This is a genomic window from Agrobacterium rosae (genome assembly GCF_002915175.1).
Taxonomy (GTDB): Bacteria; Pseudomonadota; Alphaproteobacteria; order Rhizobiales; family Rhizobiaceae; genus Agrobacterium; species Agrobacterium rosae.
Genome location: NZ_NXEJ01000013.1, coordinates 14,361 through 30,914 on the forward strand (window position 1 = coordinate 14,361; position 16,554 = coordinate 30,914).

At 53.8% G+C, this 16,554-nt stretch carries 9 protein-coding genes and 6 pseudogenes; 10 read left to right on the plus strand and 5 right to left on the minus strand.

The window, feature by feature from the left end; all coding sequences use genetic code 11:
* Window positions 1-106 precede the first annotated feature (106 nt).
* The 10 genes and pseudogenes from CPJ18_RS24520 to CPJ18_RS27700 form a co-directional block, all read left to right on the plus strand.
* A complete protein-coding gene (locus tag CPJ18_RS24520) occupies window positions 107-1,840 on the plus strand; it encodes a protein virD3 (RefSeq protein ID WP_233282972.1) in 1,734 nt (577 codons plus the stop codon).
* Between the two features lie 73 nt (window positions 1,841-1,913).
* Window positions 1,914-3,920, plus strand: coding sequence for a type IV secretion system ATPase VirD4 (gene virD4 / locus CPJ18_RS24525; protein WP_065698658.1), 2,007 nt, complete (start codon window positions 1,914-1,916; stop codon window positions 3,918-3,920).
* Between the two features lie 111 nt (window positions 3,921-4,031).
* Window positions 4,032-6,557 carry a virA/G regulated protein gene (locus tag CPJ18_RS24530; protein WP_065698659.1) on the plus strand — a complete coding sequence of 842 codons (2,526 nt, stop codon included), beginning with the start codon at window positions 4,032-4,034 and terminating at the stop codon, window positions 6,555-6,557.
* A gap of 177 nt (window positions 6,558-6,734) precedes the next feature.
* On the plus strand, window positions 6,735-7,193 hold the full coding sequence (locus CPJ18_RS24535) for a virA/G regulated protein (RefSeq protein WP_233109028.1): 459 nt from the start codon (window positions 6,735-6,737) through the stop codon (window positions 7,191-7,193).
* Between the two features lie 452 nt (window positions 7,194-7,645).
* Window positions 7,646-7,896: pseudogene (virE3, locus tag CPJ18_RS24545) on the plus strand (type IV secretion system virulence effector VirE3).
* A gap of 115 nt (window positions 7,897-8,011) precedes the next feature.
* Window positions 8,012-8,203 carry a type IV secretion system effector chaperone VirE1 gene (virE1, locus tag CPJ18_RS24550; protein ID WP_010891482.1) on the plus strand — a complete coding sequence of 64 codons (192 nt, stop codon included), beginning with the start codon at window positions 8,012-8,014 and terminating at the stop codon, window positions 8,201-8,203.
* A 13-nt stretch (window positions 8,204-8,216) separates the two neighbouring features.
* Window positions 8,217-9,887, plus strand: a complete 1,671-nt coding sequence (locus CPJ18_RS24555; RefSeq protein WP_010891481.1) for a type IV secretion system single-stranded DNA binding effector VirE2 — start codon at window positions 8,217-8,219, stop codon at window positions 9,885-9,887.
* A 66-nt stretch (window positions 9,888-9,953) separates the two neighbouring features.
* Complete coding sequence (locus tag CPJ18_RS24560) at window positions 9,954-12,008, plus strand: virA/G regulated protein (protein ID WP_099086245.1); 2,055 nt, start codon at window positions 9,954-9,956, stop codon at window positions 12,006-12,008.
* Window positions 12,009-12,494: 486 nt separating this feature from the next.
* Window positions 12,495-12,767, plus strand: a complete 273-nt coding sequence (locus CPJ18_RS24570; protein WP_108722683.1) for a hypothetical protein — start codon at window positions 12,495-12,497, stop codon at window positions 12,765-12,767.
* 26 nt (window positions 12,768-12,793) lie between these two features.
* A pseudogene (locus CPJ18_RS27700) lies at window positions 12,794-12,841 on the plus strand (hypothetical protein); the annotation flags it as partial.
* A gap of 30 nt (window positions 12,842-12,871) precedes the next feature.
* On the opposite strand, the pseudogene CPJ18_RS27360 reads toward CPJ18_RS27700, so the two are convergent.
* The 5 genes and pseudogenes from CPJ18_RS27360 to CPJ18_RS24600 all read right to left on the minus strand — a co-directional run.
* Window positions 12,872-13,200: pseudogene (locus tag CPJ18_RS27360) on the minus strand (autoinducer binding domain-containing protein); the annotation flags it as partial.
* A gap of 71 nt (window positions 13,201-13,271) precedes the next feature.
* Window positions 13,272-13,909: pseudogene (locus CPJ18_RS24580) on the minus strand (sugar phosphate isomerase/epimerase family protein); the annotation flags it as partial.
* Window positions 13,910-13,932: 23 nt separating this feature from the next.
* Window positions 13,933-14,459, minus strand: a pseudogene (locus CPJ18_RS24585) (NUDIX hydrolase).
* Window positions 14,460-14,662: 203 nt separating this feature from the next.
* Complete coding sequence (locus tag CPJ18_RS24595; protein ID WP_065698661.1) at window positions 14,663-15,439, minus strand: inositol monophosphatase family protein; 777 nt, start codon at window positions 15,437-15,439, stop codon at window positions 14,663-14,665.
* A pseudogene (locus tag CPJ18_RS24600) lies at window positions 15,432-15,740 on the minus strand (phosphodiesterase); the annotation flags it as partial. The gene CPJ18_RS24595 and the pseudogene CPJ18_RS24600, both read right to left, overlap by 8 nt.
* Window positions 15,741-16,554 lie beyond the last annotated feature (814 nt).

Sequence of the window (16,554 nt, forward strand, 5' to 3'; positions counted from 1 at the left end):
CGTCCAAGAAACATCGGCGAGTGGCGGACGACTGGGAGCGGCCCGTCTGCGGGATCCCGTAATCCCGCCAGGAATATCCGAAGCCCGCACGGACCTATCCGCAATTTTGCGGAAAAAAAGCGGTTCTTTCCGCACCGGTATGCAGTATCTGCGTGAGCTTGAACGGGAAAATCTTGATAAACAAGACAGGGAAGCCAGTGCGTTGCCAGATTTAAGTGCAAGGGGCATAAAGCGACCGCGCGAAATTGAGTATCCCGGCAATGCAAGCGGATTAACCATAAAGAGGCAAGACGGCTTAGGCATAGAGATCAATACTATCTCGGCATCTTCGCCCGTGAACCGGGCCGCGCATTCGTCGAACTGGCAAGGCGCGCCGGAACCGGGCGTGTACAATGTTCAGCCATCGGCAGATAGAGCACAGAAATCTGCGCAGGAAAGTTCGACGTTTCCCGATGGCACTCCTGTTTCCGCTCTCTATTCAGGCCCACTCGCAGAATGGTTCGAGAGGGATACTGGCAGCGAGACGACCAGGAATTCAGGCAACACCATTTCGTCACCGCTCCGAGGGCTGGAGGAGTTCGGCGATTCCGCGGACAGCCGGTATCTTGGGCGCGAAGCTCAGAGTCTTTCAGTTACCGTAACAACGCCTAATTCGAATGCTGAGGCAAGTTCTCATAGCGCACACACTGAAACTCTCGACGATGTCAGCAGTGACCGCTCGAGCGAACAGGGGAGGGGTGCCCTTGGCGCCGCAATCCTTGGATCCCATCATGACCTTTCACCGCGTGCGCAGAAGTTATCACAAACAAACCGCGATTCCCCTGAACTGACCGACGCCGACCTGGCAAAAGTCGATGCGGTGTTCGAATCTCTCTCCAAGGGGCCCCCGGCCGGGGAGAGCGCCGCACCGGACTTTCGTGAGCGCGGACCAGGCGGCGCTTTCCAGAAAGAAGGCGTGTCCGACAGGGCGAACGGGGTGCCCACTAACTGGGAGGTACCTTTTGGTCGCGGTGGCGGGCATTCACCGCAAGCGCTGAGGTCCTCAGGAGTGGAGCTCGATGACTTCCCTGATTTCACCGAGGCCGAACTGGCAAAAATCGACGCACTAGTCGAATCTCACTCCAACAGATCTTTATCAGTGCGAAATATAGTACCAGATTTGCGCGGAGCGGGAGCAGACAACGTTTTCCGGAAAGAAGGCGTTGTCGAACGCGCGGAGAAGATGCCGATCGATAGTGTGAGTCTTACCAGACTGAATGGCGAGCGTTCACGTTCACCGAAGACATCGCAAGCAAGCCTTGACGATTTCCCCGATCTAACCGATGCCGATCTGGCCCATATCGAAGAGTCGGAGCGGATCGCAAGAACTGCTGTTGAAAAGGGGAAGCAAAAAATCTCGACCGAAGCCGATACGCGGTTTGATTTGGGCAACTCTTCTGCACCCCGGGTTAGCCCTCGATCGGTTACCCCGTTGGTTCCCAATGCCAATCAGCCGATTACATCGTGGTTCTACGAGGCACAAAAGACTTGTGACAAATTGGTAGAGAACACTTACGTGAAGCCGGCCGTTGACAGTTCTAGGGCGCGAAATGACGTCGAAAACACCGCTGCCAGGCTTGGTGACCCTGCTCCTGCTTTGGGGCATGACAATCTTGGTAGAACTCGCGCGTTAACGCCCGTTCGCGACGTGATGTCTAGACCCAGCGCGGACCGACAACTGGCTAGTCATGCGGCAGAACATTCGGCAATAGACGACATTTGGAAACGGGATGACCGTGATCGCAGGACACACCCTTATAGAGGATTGGATTCGCGTTCACGTGAAGGTTACGGGCGGTAAAGGCTGTGTTGTTCGCAGCAACACCCAAATCAAAAGCCCTATTTGCGATCGATCGAAGAATCTCGGTGAAGTGATGAATTCGAGCAAGACCACGCCCCAGCGTTTAGCTGTCAGCATCGTATGTTCGCTGGCAGCCGGTTTTTGCGCGGCAAGTCTCTATGTAACATTTCGCCATGGTTTCAATGGCGAAGCGATGATGACGTTTAGCGTCTTCGCCTTTTGGTACGAGACCCCGCTCTATATGGGTCATGCGACCCCCGTCTTCTATTGCGGTTTAGCCATTGTCGTCTCGACGTCTATTGTTGTGCTGTTAAGCCAACTTATCATATCGTTTCGCAATCACGAGCATCATGGCACGGCTCGTTGGGCGGGATTTGGCGAAATGCGGCACGCCGGTTACCTGCAGCGCTATAATGGTATCAAGGGGCCGATCTTTGGCAAGACGTGTGGCCCTCGTTGGTTCGGCAGCTATCTGACCAATGGCGAACAGCCTCACAGTCTTGTTGTCGCGCCAACGCGCGCCGGCAAAGGCGTTGGCGTCGTTATTCCGACGCTCCTAACCTTCAAGGGTTCGGTGATAGCCCTCGACGTCAAAGGCGAGCTTTTTGAGCTGACTTCCAGAGCACGCAAAGCGGGCGGCGACGCCGTTTTCAAGTTCTCACCTCTGGATCCAGAGCGACGGACTCATTGTTACAATCCCGTCCTCGATATTGCAGCTTTACCGCCCGAGCGGCAGTTTACCGAGACGCGCCGCCTCGCCGCAAACCTCATCACGGCCAAAGGCAAGGGAGCGGAAGGCTTTATCGACGGCGCGCGGGACCTTTTCGTTGCGGGCATCCTTACCTGTATTGAGCGCGGTACGCCAACAATTGGTGCGGTCTACGACTTATTTGCTCAACCTGGAGAGAAGTACAAACTTTTTGCGGACCTCGCGGAAGAAAGCCGAAATAAAGAGGCTCAGCGTATTTTCGACAATATGGCGGGTAACGACACGAAAATTTTGACTTCTTATACATCAGTGCTCGGCGACGGCGGACTTAACCTGTGGGCTGATCCATTGGTTAAAGCAGCGACAAGTCGATCAGATTTTTCCGTCTATGATCTGCGTCGGAAGAGGACCTGCGTCTATCTTTGCGTCAGCCCCAACGACCTCGAGGTCGTGGCGCCATTGATGCGCCTCCTTTTTCAGCAGGTCGTGTCAATTCTGCAGCGATCACTGCCAGGTAAAGATGAGCGGCATGAAGTTTTGTTTCTCCTTGACGAATTTAAACACCTGGGGAAGCTTGAGGCAATCGAGACCGCGATTACAACCATCGCCGGTTACAAAGGCCGCTTCATGTTTATTATTCAGAGTCTCTCGGCCTTGACGGGCACCTACGATGACGCGGGCAAACAAAACTTTCTCAGTAACACTGGCGTGCAAGTATTTATGGCCACGGCCGACGACGAAACACCGACCTATATCTCAAAAGCTATCGGCGACTATACGTTCAAGGCGCGTTCGACCTCATACAGTCAAGCCCGAATGTTCGATCATAACATCCAGATTTCCGATCAGGGGGCGCCGCTTTTGCGCCCCGAACAAGTGCGCTTGCTTGACGATAACAATGAAATCGTCCTTATTAAAGGGCATCCGCCTCTCAAACTACGAAAGGTGCGATATTATTCCGATCGTATGCTGAGGCGCCTTTTCGAATGCCAAATTGGCGCCCTCCCTGAGCCCGCATCTTTGATGCTTTCGGAAGGTGTCCATCGGGATGGGCAAGACCTCAGTCAACAAGCCGCCGTCACGGAGGCGCAGGGCTTAGGTGCCATCGATTCGATACCTAATAATATGGAAGCCGCTACACCGCAAAACAGTGAAATGGATGACGAGCAGGACAGCCTCCCAACTGGAATTGACGTCCCCCAGGGCCTTATTGAAAGCGATGAGGTGAAAGAAGACGCCGGTGGCGTGGTGCCAGATTTCGGTGTTTCAGCTGAAATGGCTCCAGCTATGATTGCACAACAGCAGCTGCTGGAGCAGATCATTGCGCTTCAGCAACGATATGGACCCGCGTCCTCGCACTCGGTGAAATGACTTCAAGCTGCCTTTCACATTGGAATCATTCGATGCGGGGCGTCGTCAGATATTCCGGTTGTATCGAATGCGGAGCTAGACCCCGAGGTTGCCGATTAAGCAGATATCGCCATGAGACCTTCAGGAAACCCGAACGTCGATCTTAGCGGTTCGACTGCATCGCTTGCCGAAGTTCCCGCCGGAGCTACCCCTGTCCTTAATCTAATCGAGCCCAGGAACCGTCCGGCTGACGACTCGCTTGAGGGCCAAACCGATCGCGGCGAGCATCCATCTGCATCATTTGACTATGATGGCATGAAGCTTGGCGCCGCGGAGCGTGAAGCATACGAGAACTGGTGTCCATCGAACCGGCCTACATGGAAAGATCTGGTACTCAGGGCGCGCCTTGATGCAATCGACAGTTCCGCTTGGCTCCCCGATTTGGGCGAGGAGTCGCCTTTGATCTTCAGATATGAAGGGATTCCGCTGGGTGAGGGGGAACGGCAAGCCTACAAAGAATGGCAAGAGGAGGCTCAGCCCACATGGGAAGACCTCGTTGTCAACGCACGAATGGCGGTACCTGATCCTTGTGCTGACGTTGCAGACGAGCACAATCCCCTCAAAGAAGGCGAGGAGTTTCGGTCTGAAGCGTCGAAACGCAAGCGGAAAAAACCGATCGACCAGGACGAGAATTCTCCTACATCGTTTTACTATGACGGGATGAGGCTCGGAGAACCCGAGCGCGAGGCATATGATAACTGGGGCAACGCGGAGCCGCCCACGTGGAAAGACCTGGTACTTAAGGCGCGCCTTGATGCAATTGACAGCTCCGCCTGGCTCTTTGCTTCAGAAGGGTCTTCCTCGACTTTTGAGTATGAGGGAATTCCACTGGGTGAGGGGGAACGGCAAGCCTACAAAGAATGGCAAGAGGACGCTCAGCCCACGTGGGAGGACCTCGTCATTAATGCACGCATGGCAGAACTCGACCATCCTTCTTGGATTACAGACGAGCACAATTCCCTTGAAGAAAACTTAGAGTTTCGGCCCGATGCAAGACAGGCCAGCCTGAAGGACTCGACCGACCAGCGGAAGAGTTCTTCCGCGTCATTTATCTATGATGGAATGAAGCTCGGGGAACCCGAGCATGCTGCATACGAGAACTGGAGCAAACCGGAACGACCGTCATGGGAAGCCCTCATCCTAGATGCGCGCCAGGCTTCCATAGCAAGCTCTTCGGTTTCGAATTCGTTACTTGCAAAGACATCCTCGCCAGTCTTTCTATACGAGGGAATGTCGCTAGGGGATGCGGAACGTCAAGCGTATGGAAGGTGGAGGCAGCCTGCCCAACCGCGATGGCAAAATCTTGTGGTGAACGCGCGCCTTGCGGATCTTGATCCGTTGGCCTGGATTCCCGATGAACATGATCCGTTTGCGGAAGCCGAGGCGCTTAGCCCCACTTCGCAATCGAGTGGCGCCAACAAGTCCAACCGCGCTTTGGGTAATCAATCAGATTCAGGCCGGCCCGCCTTCGCATATCTGGCAGCACAAGAGGCGAGTCACCTGCAATCACCGGCATGCTCACAATTGGAAACGAGGCGTGCATTAAATTTCGGGTCGCCTGGACCGGATGCAAATCCAACGGAAAGCATCGCCAAATGTAATCGTTTGGATGGCGTCAGTAAAATTAAGCGATTAGGCACCAAAGGCCGCCGGGCAGTAAACGCGACTATTCACGGCGGCAAGTTCGGTGCGCAAGGACTGTTGTCCGAAGATTGCGGACAAGCGGCTGAGCCCTCTCCGTCGGAACAAACTACTCGGCCGCGAACCGATAATATTGGTACCTATGCAAGCCGGAAAAACGAACGAGCTCGGCTGGCTACAGAGACCGGGAAATACGAATCGGAGCACATTTTCGGATTTAAGGTCGTCCACGATACTTTGCGGGCGACCAAAGAAGGCCGTCGTCTCGAAAGGCCAATGCCGGCATACCTCGAATACAAGGAGCTTCATCGGCAACACGTAGGGACAGGAAGAGGACGGACTGGACTGGTCGGGCGCGGATGGCCAGATGATGCGAGCTATCGCGCAGATCAAAGGGCAACCCTGTCGGACCCTGTTGCGTCCGCGGAAGGTGCAACAGCTTCAAATGGGTACCAGTTGAACCAGCTGGGCTACGCGCACCAGCTCGCCACCCATGGTCTCCAAAGTGAAACGCCCGATGGGGTTACCATGCCAATTCAAGTTGCGACAATTAGCTACAACTATACAGTGAGTCGTGATCCGGTCCTTTCACCACCCAGCAAAGAACAAGCGCCCCCATTGCTACACCTTGGGCCTCGTGGGCAAACGGAAGCTGTGCTTGCCCGCGAGACCGCATTGACCGGAAAATGGCCAACTCTCGAGCGTGAGTGTCAAGTGTATCAGCGGTTTTTGGCCCTGTACGACGTAAAGAAGGATCTGGACGCCAAACAACTTGGTGTACGGCAGAAAAAGCAGGCACTCGTTGCGGCGTTGAACCGGACCGCCGGCTTAATTGGCGCGTCACCTTTGGAAGCTCAATCGTCGACCGCTAAGGTTGAATATACTACCGACGAGCCCGATGAACGACGGGTTTATGATCCGCGCGATCGAGGCAGAGACAAAGCGTTCAATCGCTGACAAAGTCGCCTAGACAATGATTGTTACGGACTTCGCAATCGATTTCTTGACAGCAGTGCCATTCAACTTTTGATCCACCATCTGCTTGTCTCGTCCCTGGAAAATAATCGGCGGAGAAACGCACGACAGCTTCTATTGCCAAGCCCCGTGCGATCGATCTCATGGCATATTCCCGTTATGGTCGATTTTTCGAGGGGCCGCGCAACCTCTCTCAGCAAAGATGAAGTTCTCGCGGGTCCGCCATGGGTCTCCAGGAAAATCCTGGGCGTCACGGTCGGTAAAGAATTGAAGACTTTAAGCAAACGCGAGCTTGACGCTCAAAGATTACGCGCCGCGGAACGCGCCCTCGATAAACAAGTCTGGCAGAATCCTCCCGTTAACCCCTCCCGGTCGCAACGAGGAGATGCCAATAGTCATCTTCGAAACGAACGCGATGAGCGGCTAGAGTCGGAGATGACGATCGCGCATCAAGCCGCTTCCGTCTCCGTTGGCGAGGATCGCCAAGCTCTTGATGCCGCTCGATCGACCTTGAATGAACTGCACAACTCGCCATCGTCGGATGATAGGGCAAACTTGAGTTCGCCGAGAGCCGAAATTTGCGACCGTACAACGTATCCGCCGTCTCCATCCCATTGAATACGGATATTCCTGAGCATTGAGGTCCGTGCCAATACGTCTCCGGCAAGAGCTGGAGATTTGGCATGGCGGATGATGAGGGATTTGCTGGGCGCTTTGAGATTGTCGAGGCGCGTCGAGGAATACTATCCCCCTCGACAAGCGAAGAGTCTGATCCGTGGGGTCGAGGCCGTGCAGAACACCGTAAACGCTAACGGCGGGATCCCGAATGACCAGTCATTGTGGCATTCCGAAAGAATTACATTCACACGGCACCGGTTACTCGATCACTATCTCCTGCGGCCTTATTCGATAAAGTCGTGCTAACTCCGTGACTTGGCAAGAATTACATATGAAACGCGATATTCGTTTAATGACGGAGGCTCGGATGGTAGATTCACCGAAGGCTCAATTCTATTAGGAGTCTTGATTGTGTCCGAAGAGTGACTGCCGCTGCAGCAGCCTAGAAAGCAATGCACGGTGATGATGTTGATCGGACGGCTTTCGTCCCGCCAGGCTACCGGCTGAAGCCGCTTACGTCGATAGTCAAGTTGACCTGGCGGCAAACCGACAACCTCACTGTGTGACTTGTTTTGAGCGACTTTTGGTTCAAGAGAAAGATGAAAACCGTCGACGATTGTGGGCTTCCGGCAAAGCATGCGCCACGTCTGAAGAGAGTTGTGCAGGAGGCCCTACACTCGCACCGGGCCATTCGGGGCCATGAAGATGGAGCAAACCTTAATTTGCACCGATAATTTTCCGTTCGATGGAGTTGGGCTGGGCAGGATCGGAGCGGAAGGCACTAGGAAAAGCGTAATTTCTGTAGGAGAAACAATGATATGGTGATCATCAAGCTAAATGCGAATAAAAACATGCCTGTCTTGGCGGTTGAGAAGCCGCAAGAAATTCACAAAGAGGAGTTGAGCGACCATCACCAGTCAAATGGCTTTACGAGTTTGGATCTCGAAATGATTGAACTGGAGAATTTTGTCCTTCACTGCCCGCTCCCCGAAGAAAACCTAGCCGGCTAAAAGGAGTTAGACGATGGATCCGAAGGCCGAAGGCAATGGTGAAAATATCACTGAGACCGCAGCAGGCAATGTCGAAACTTCTGATTTCGTGAATTTGAAGCGCCAGAAGAGGGAGGGCGTAAATTCCACCGGGATGTCCGAAATTGATATGACGGGTAGCCAAGAAACTCCCGAACACAACATGCACGGAAGCCCGACTCACACGGATGATCTCGGCCCGCGGTTGGATGCGGACATGCTCGATTCTCAGTCAAGTCATGTTTCTAGCAGCGCTCAAGGCAATCGGTCTGAGGTTGAAAATGAGCTATCCAACTTATTCGCGAAGATGGCTTTACCAGGCCATGATCGGCGTACCGACGAGTATATTCTTGTGCGGCAAACCGGACAAGACAAGTTCGCAGGTACTACTAAAGGTAACCTCGATCATCTGCCCACCAAGGCGGAATTCAATGCGAGCTGCCGGCTCTATAGGGATGGAGTCGGCAACTACTATCCCCCGCCCCTCGCATTCGAGAGGATCGATATCCCGGAGCAATTGGCTGCACAATTGCATAACCTGGAGCCAAGAGAACAGAGTAAACAGTGTTTTCAGTACAAGTTGGAAGTCTGGAATCGCGCTCACGCAGAGATGGGCATCACTGGCACCGACATCTTCTATCAAACAGACAAGAATATTAAGCTCGACCGAAATTATAAATTGAGGCCTGAGGATAGATATATACAAACAGAGAAATACGGGCGCAGAGAAATTCAAAAACGCTATGAGCACCAGTTTCAAGCTGGTTCACTGCTGCCGGATATCTTAATCAAGACCCCGCAAAATGATATACATTTCTCGTACAGGTTTGCGGGCGACGCTTACGCTAACAAGCGATTTGAGGAATTCGAACGCGCAATCAAAACTAAATACGGTAGCGATACCGAGATCAAGCTCAAATCCAAATCTGGGATTATGCATGACTCCAAATATTTGGAATCATGGGAGCGGGGCAGTGCGGATATCCGTTTCGCAGAGTTCGCCGGCGAGAATCGAGCTCACAACAAGCAGTTTCCGGCTGCGACTGTGAATATGGGAAGGCAGCCAGATGGCCAGGGAGGCATGACTCGCGATCGCCATGTAAGCGTTGACTACCTATTGCAAAACCTACCCAACTCCCCTTGGACGCAAGCCTTGAAAGAGGGAAAGTTGTGGGATCGAGTTCAGGTCCTTGCTCGCGACGGAAACCGTTACATGTCACCTTCAAGACTGGAATATTCCGACCCCGAACACTTTACCCAACTGATGGATAAAGTTGGTCTGCCCGTGTCGATGGGTCGGCAAAGTCATGCGAATAGTGTCAAGTTTGAGCAGTTTGACAGACAGGCAGCGGTTATTGTTGCGGATGGCCCGAACTTACGTGAGGTTCCAGATTTGTCCCCGGAAAAGTTGCAACAACTGTCTCAAAAAGATGTCCTGATAGCGGATCGCAATGAAAAGGGGCAAAGAACCGGCACTTACACTAATGTTGTGGAATATGAGCGCCTGATGATGAAATTACCGAGCGACGCAGCGCAGCTTCTCGCTGAACCGTCCGATAGATATTCACGTGCTTTTGTCCGGCCGGAGCCAGCATTGCCCCCCATCAGTGACAGCCGGCGGACTTATGAAAGCCGACCGCGCGGCCCAACCGTAAACAGTCTGTAGATTTCCTGATACCGCGTCAGTGACGAAGCCCTTTAGTTCAAAATATGCATTTGAAAGGATTCAACAATGGTCGACACGACGAAGAAGAGTGTCGCGAAGTCGCTTACGGCTGACATGCGCCGTTCTGCTAAGCGGCTTTCTAAGCAAATGCGTAAAGCCTCGCTTACTGAAGAGGAGGCAACAAGGAATCTAGCCCGGCTCGAAACGCCGGACCAGAAGCGAAAATATGTCGCCGATATGCAGACAATCGACAAGCTGGAAGACGGCTTTCGAGGCGAAATAAGCTATAAAATGCTTGGAAATAAACAGCTTCGGGTCGACAGCCCAAAAGAATTAACGCGCGAGCATGGTATAATAAGAAAAACAAGAAAGGTTCTGAAGCGTAACGCAGAGACTGGCAATGTTTACTTGGGTCTCCACGAAAAGAAGACCTGGAGGAGCGTTAGCAGCCATCTTTATGCCGAGGACGGTACACTTCGCGCGAAGCATGTGAAATACAAAGACGGACGCTTTGAAGAAAAATGGGAACGAGACGAAAATGGCCTGCTGTTCCGCACGCAGTTTGTCAACCGAAATCGGCTATTTCAACCTATTTCCGAGAAGGTCAGCACACCCTACCGGAGCGGACCGGAAAACCGGCTCTTTCGTGAACTAACCCGTCGAAAAGGTTCCAAGCAGGAAACTTTTGAGCGGGACGAAAAAGGCAACCTCGAGCTCATCGGCAGCAAACGTCTCGGCTTTTCCAAGAATTCGACGAAAGCCGTGGATCGTCAGACCTCTCAGACGACAATTCGAAAACTTGGTGGCGCATTCAGCAAATCTTATAGATCCCTGCTAGACACAGAGGGCAACGAACTTGGCCGAGATATATCGAGTCATCGACGGCTCTTCAACAAGCGATCGGCTGTCTACGATGAGGCTAGCGGGCAATTGACGAGCACCAAGCATACGTTCGGTAAGATCTACAAGAGTGAAACAGCGTATTTGAACGCTGATATCAAAAAAGTCTCAAAAAAGATACTCGGCGTGACGGTTCGTCGGAAACTGACGACGCTAAGTGAACAAGAACACGACGCTCAGAAGCTGCGAAATTCGGAATCCATTGAGCATAGGAAGGCTTGGCAAGAGCGCGCAGTTATCCCTAGATCGCCTCCACGGGAGACGGCAAATGTGGATTCGGCGCCGCAGTCGCATCTGGTCAACTCTCTTAGAGACGGCCGTCGTGATGAGGCTGAGCCTAGGGTTGTGCCTGCAAAAGACCGACGATTTGATGGCGTTATACAAAATTCACCCTTGTTTCGGCAACCGAACTCCGAGCGACGGGTCGGTTCCCAAACACTACCTCCATCGTCAAATGTGCGTGCCTCAGATCCAGTTTTTCCAAGGGAAGGCGCTAAGTCGGAAAAAGGGCCAGTGGCGGTCAATCTCCAGCGTGATAATGAAAGGGAAAAGCAAGAGGAAAAAAACCTCAGTGAGAGGCGGGGAAATCTCTTCCGGTCAAGCCGGTCAATAACAGAGATGTCGTTTCCCGGATCGCCGGAAAGAATAACGATGTTAGGTTCGCGGCGGGCCTCGATAAACCCATCCGCCGATCCGCAATCGCCGGTCGGCAGAACGGATTCCCAAGCGCCGCCGATGTCCTTATTTCCGATCAATAATCATCAGTCGGATCCAAACGAGCAAGAGCTCTTGAGTTTCCTGCATAGCGTGCCAGTCCCGCCGCCTTTGGAAGTACATGGCGCACCAGGCGGGCGTGTTGAGGACAGCCTCCGTGGAGCTTCCGGAGACAGCCTGGTGCGAACGAGTTCAGTGTCGGAGAGTGTGTTCGATGAACATTCGCAAGGGCCTTTGGAACGCGATCACTCGACCAATGCGACAAGTGAGCGCTTTGATCCGCAGGCTTTGTTTGGCGAACCGGGCTTGTCGCGCGTCTCAGAAACACGACCAGAACTCTCGATGCAAGGCGACCATTTGACAAATTCGGAACAGCAAGCGTTACTGAATGAACTGCTTAGTGTGCCATTACCGGGTCCTTTGCCGAAGGCGGATCATGAGCGACCGAGGGTTTTGGAAAGCTCACGGAGCCGAGAGCGCTCCATGTCAGGAGGGCTTTCACTTTAGAATGAAATTACCGATTCAAGTGTCCACCCAGTGGCTTGATTGAAACAGGCCAAGATGTGCGGAACACACCACTTCGAGGTGGTGCTCGAGGAATAGTTCAGAGTTGTGACATCCCGCTGCGCAGCCTCTACGCATATTAGATGACTCTGCGAGAACGTTTGTGTAGCTTGCAATGTAGCTATGTTGAACCGCCAGCCCATAGGAGCAATGCCGTGAGTGTCTCATCAAAGCCCACCTGCCGTGTCGTGCGGCCCCGCGATACCTATGCCGGAAAACAGGGCTTCAGCGTAACCGATGTCCTACCCCCCCGTTGTTCTCGCCGCCCTAATCTGTGATCGGCTTTCCATGGACGAGCAACGGGAGTTTCTCCATGGAGAGTACATTGGAGTTTCTCACAACCAGGAAGTCTGGACGTGAGATTCACCGGCATTGGCCGGACGAGGTCAAGGCGCAGATCGTTTCGGAAAGCTTGAGACCTGGCGCGCGATGGTGAATGAGGGCGCCGAGCGCTATGGATTGCGGGCGAACCGCCTTTCGACTTGGCGAACGATGGCGCGGCAGGGCAAGCTTGTTCTACCTGCACCCGATGACCCAGTGGAGTTCGCAGCGGTAGTCATCGATCCACCCGTTGCGGAGCCGCTGATCAATAAAACTAGCCGCCCTGAGATCATCGTCGGCGCTGTCACCATCCGCCTGGAAGAAGGTGCGTCTGCCGCCCGCATTGCCGCTATTGCGCGTGCCTGCGCGGTTCCGGCATGATCTTTCCGTCGAACCGCGTACGGATCATGGTCGCGACCAAGCCGGTCGACTTCCGTAAAGGTCATGATGGATTGGCGGCATTGGTCAAGAATGAGCTGCGCAAAGATGCCGTAATCGGCCGCATGCGCATAGAAGGTGCGCTCTTCCTTCGACAGCCCCGGCCGTTCCTGCTCCCCGACCATGCGAAGACATGCTTCCTGGATCTTGCGCGTTTGACGACCGGATCGAGGGCGTCGAATTTCTTGTCGAAATAGGTTGATTGCCACTCGCGGTGATAGTTGGTCACCGCGATGATATGCTTGTGCTGGATGTGAAGGTAGGCAAAACCGGTGAAGCCGAAATGCTCGGCGAAGTCCGCGAGCCCGGTCTTCAGGATGCATTCATCGCCCTCGATTGCGGCAAGATCGGTCAACTTGTCCAGCCAGTGCTGCATTCCATACCCCCATCTGTGATTACAACTATCCTTGTCGTCGCGGTCCGCCTCGACAGTCGGCGACCGGGAGCCCCAAGGACCGGGGCCATGGCGCGCAACTGATCGCGGAAATCGAGGCCGCGATAGTTGGATTCCAGGTAGGCGTGGCTGAAGTCAATCAGGGCTACGACATCCGGATGATTGACGGCTTTCACCGTTGCGGCAACTTCGGCCGGAGTCTGACGATACTGGCCCGGCTCCGTTGTGAAAATATTCTCAAAGGCGATGCGAATACCGTACGCTTTGGCATGCTCGCCCAATTCGAGCAGCGCTTCGCATTGACGCTCGTCAGCGCCGGCGCGTTGAGCGATCTGATCGGCGCGCAGAAAGCCCGCGTGCTGGACGAGAACGCGGGCGTCGATGCTGTCGCAAAGCTCGACCAGTGCCTTTGCAGCATCGACCTGGTGCCGGCGCGTTGCCGGGTCCATGAAGTTCGAGGACACGAGGCCGTGCACGGTATAGCGGAAGGAAAACGTCTCAAGAAGGGTTCTGAGCCGATCGGCACGCTCTTTGACGATGCGGCCACCCGCGATCAGATCGAGGCTGGAAAGGGCGAGTTCGACCGTGTCGACGCCGATTGCCTCAAGGCGGCGCAGCTCTCTCTCTCGAGGTTGTCAAGCTCGCCGTCCGTCGATGCCGTATTGAAGCCCGTTGCGATAATATCGTTCATAATGATTTCCAGTTCTGAGGCGCTTAACCCGCTTTGGAGGCGACGGCGGCGGCCCGTTGGATTTCTCGTTCTTCGAGCCTCGCAAAGAGGCCGCGTAGCTCCGGCTCGCCGACCGCCGATGCCGCCAGACGGGGACTGAACCATTGAAGCTCGCGTTGATGGCGTTCCGGAAAGTCGTCTTCCATCCGCTGGACATCGAGAAGATGGACCTGGACCATTGCCGGAATGAACTCGCCGTCACCAAGCCTCTTCACGTAGGTGTAATGACCCCAAGCCTTTTTTCGGACGCGTCCCCGGACACCAGCCTCCTCCCAGGCTTCCTGGCTTGCGACCTCATGCGGCTTCTTTTTCGCCATTGGCCAACCTTTGGGTATACCCAGCGCCCGGTACCCCGGCTGGTAATAAGGAGAACCTCGATTGGGCCTGAACTGTCATCGGTTCGCCGATAGCAAATAGCGGCGTACTGGGTCCTGATTTCGCCGGTCCAGAGCTTGTCAGCTACCATTGCCAGTCGTGCTAAAGCTGTTTGTCCTGCAGGTTCACCGGGCATGGCGTGATCCACCCTCGAATTGAGAAAGCGTAGCGGTCATCCCTGGCGCGGGTGCCGACGCGTTCAACGAACTGAATATTCCTTTCCGATGCAGGATTCCTTCGAAACAAGAACCGCATCCGGCTTTTGAGCGGCGCCGCGGCCTGTAAAGGCGCTGCGCCACGATTGCGAAGAAGTGTTCAATCAAAGCGCCGGGGCTTCGACTACGCGGCCGCTGAGACCTTTTCGATCAGTGGGCGCACCTTGCTGAGGAATTCCTCGCTTCCGCACGCAAAACGGAGCTTCGACGAGAGATCGATCCTGTCCCAGTCGATCGTATTGGAGATACCGAGATGGCCGAGTATCGGCAGTGCCGCCATCACATCCCAGGTCAAATCCCCGAGCGACACGTAGCCGTCGGTCTCGCCCATCGCCACTTCGATCATCGACAAGGTCGCGGCGCCGCAGAACCGGAAGCTGATCTTCAGATCATCCGAAATAAAGCGGCTGAAACCGGTCGAGGCACGCGACATATCAAGCGCTGGCAGCGGCTTGATCGGTTGACCGTTCAACCGTGTTGGAACGGTCTTGCCGCCGACCAGAATCAGATCTCGAACAGGTGCATAAATCACGCCGAATGACGGACGACGGTTCTCGTACAGACCAATCGAGATCGCCCAATTCTGGCCGCCGCGGACGAAGTTGAATGTTCCGTCGATCGGATCGATGACCCACACGCGCCCGGAGGCGCCAGGAATCTCGCCACTTTCTTCACCCATGATGCCATCATCGGGGAACGCCTCCCGCAAGCTGCCAATCAGGAATGCCTCAACGTCCTTGTCGGCCTCGGTAACGAGGTCGAGGTGTCCCTTTGTCTCGACGGGAAGGCTCGACAGGGAACGAAAGTGATCGAGGGCACGCTCGCCGGCTTTGCGGGCGATCTTCTCGACAATGGCAGCGGTATCCTGCTCGGCAGACTTTGGCATATTCTGATCAGCCATTTGCTTCTTCTTTCAGCCTTGCAACCTGTGCGACATCATCTCCGAGAAACTGGTCGAGCTCCCCGTCGCGGGTTCCCTGGATAACCTGAGCTTCGACATTGATGCCGTACTGCATCAGCTTTTCATGATGTCCGGCTGGCAGGTAGCAGAATGCCGCGAAGCCCTTGTCTCGAAGCTGGCGCGCCTCGCCGCTGGCGAAGTGGTATATCTCGATGTTCATCGCATCGAGGTCGGCCTGGCGGGCAATAGCGGCAGGGTCGATCAGCCGGGAATGCATCAGGCCGACAGTCGGAACTTCGGGTCCCCGACCTGTACCATTCGGTGAGCAATGGATAGGGGAGTTGATATCGTCAACCGTTCACTTCTAAAGAAATAGCGCCACTCAGCTTCCTCAGCGGCTTTATCCAGCGATTTCCTATTATGTCGGCATAGTTCTCAAGATCGACAGCCTGTCACGGTTAAGCGAGAAATGAATAAGAAGGCTGATAATTCGGATCTCTGCGAGGGAGATGATATTTGATCACAGGCAGCAACGCTCTGTCATCGTTACAATCAACATGCTACCCTCCGCGAGATCATCCGTGTTTCAAACCCGGCAGCTTGGTTGCCGTTCTTCCGAATAGCATCGGTAACATGAGCAAAGTCTGCCGCCTTACAACGGCTCTCCCGCTGACGCCGTCCCGGACTGATGGGCTGCCTGTATCGAGTGGTGATTTTGTGCCGAGCTGCCGGTCGGGGAGCTGTTGGCTGGCTGGTGGCAGGATATATTGTGGTGTAAACAAATTGACGCTTAGACAACTTAATAACACATTGCGGACGTTTTTAATGTACTGAATTCACATCCGTTTGATACTTGTCTAAAATTGGCTGATTTCGAGTGCATCTATGCATTAAAACAATCTAATGACAATTATTACCAAGCATCAATGAGATGATGTGTGTGTCTATGTGTAAATATTGCGCGGAGTCATTACAGTTATAATTATTTTACGAGTTATTTAAAGTTATAAATACATTTATATACCAAGATATATAGACTATTATAAAATATGAAACTTATATAAGTAATTCAATATTACAGAGAATAGATAGATAACATAAATTGCTTCCTATGT

Excerpts from the sequence above, each read along its gene's own strand:
- virD4 (WP_065698658.1), top strand. The coding sequence starts at position 1,914 with ATGAATTCGAGCAAGACCACGCCCCAGCGTTTAGCTGTCAGCATCGTA.
- CPJ18_RS24555 (WP_010891481.1), top strand. The coding sequence starts at position 8,217 with ATGGATCCGAAGGCCGAAGGCAATGGTGAAAATATCACTGAGACCGCA.
- virE1 (WP_010891482.1), top strand. The coding sequence starts at position 8,012 with ATGGTGATCATCAAGCTAAATGCGAATAAAAACATGCCTGTCTTGGCG.
- CPJ18_RS24560 (WP_099086245.1), top strand. The coding sequence starts at position 9,954 with ATGGTCGACACGACGAAGAAGAGTGTCGCGAAGTCGCTTACGGCTGAC.
- CPJ18_RS24570 (WP_108722683.1), top strand. The coding sequence starts at position 12,495 with ATGGTGAATGAGGGCGCCGAGCGCTATGGATTGCGGGCGAACCGCCTT.
- CPJ18_RS24595 (WP_065698661.1), bottom strand. The coding sequence starts at position 15,439 with ATGGCTGATCAGAATATGCCAAAGTCTGCCGAGCAGGATACCGCTGCC.
- CPJ18_RS24535 (WP_233109028.1), top strand. The coding sequence starts at position 6,735 with ATGGTCGATTTTTCGAGGGGCCGCGCAACCTCTCTCAGCAAAGATGAA.
- CPJ18_RS24530 (WP_065698659.1), top strand. The coding sequence starts at position 4,032 with ATGAGACCTTCAGGAAACCCGAACGTCGATCTTAGCGGTTCGACTGCA.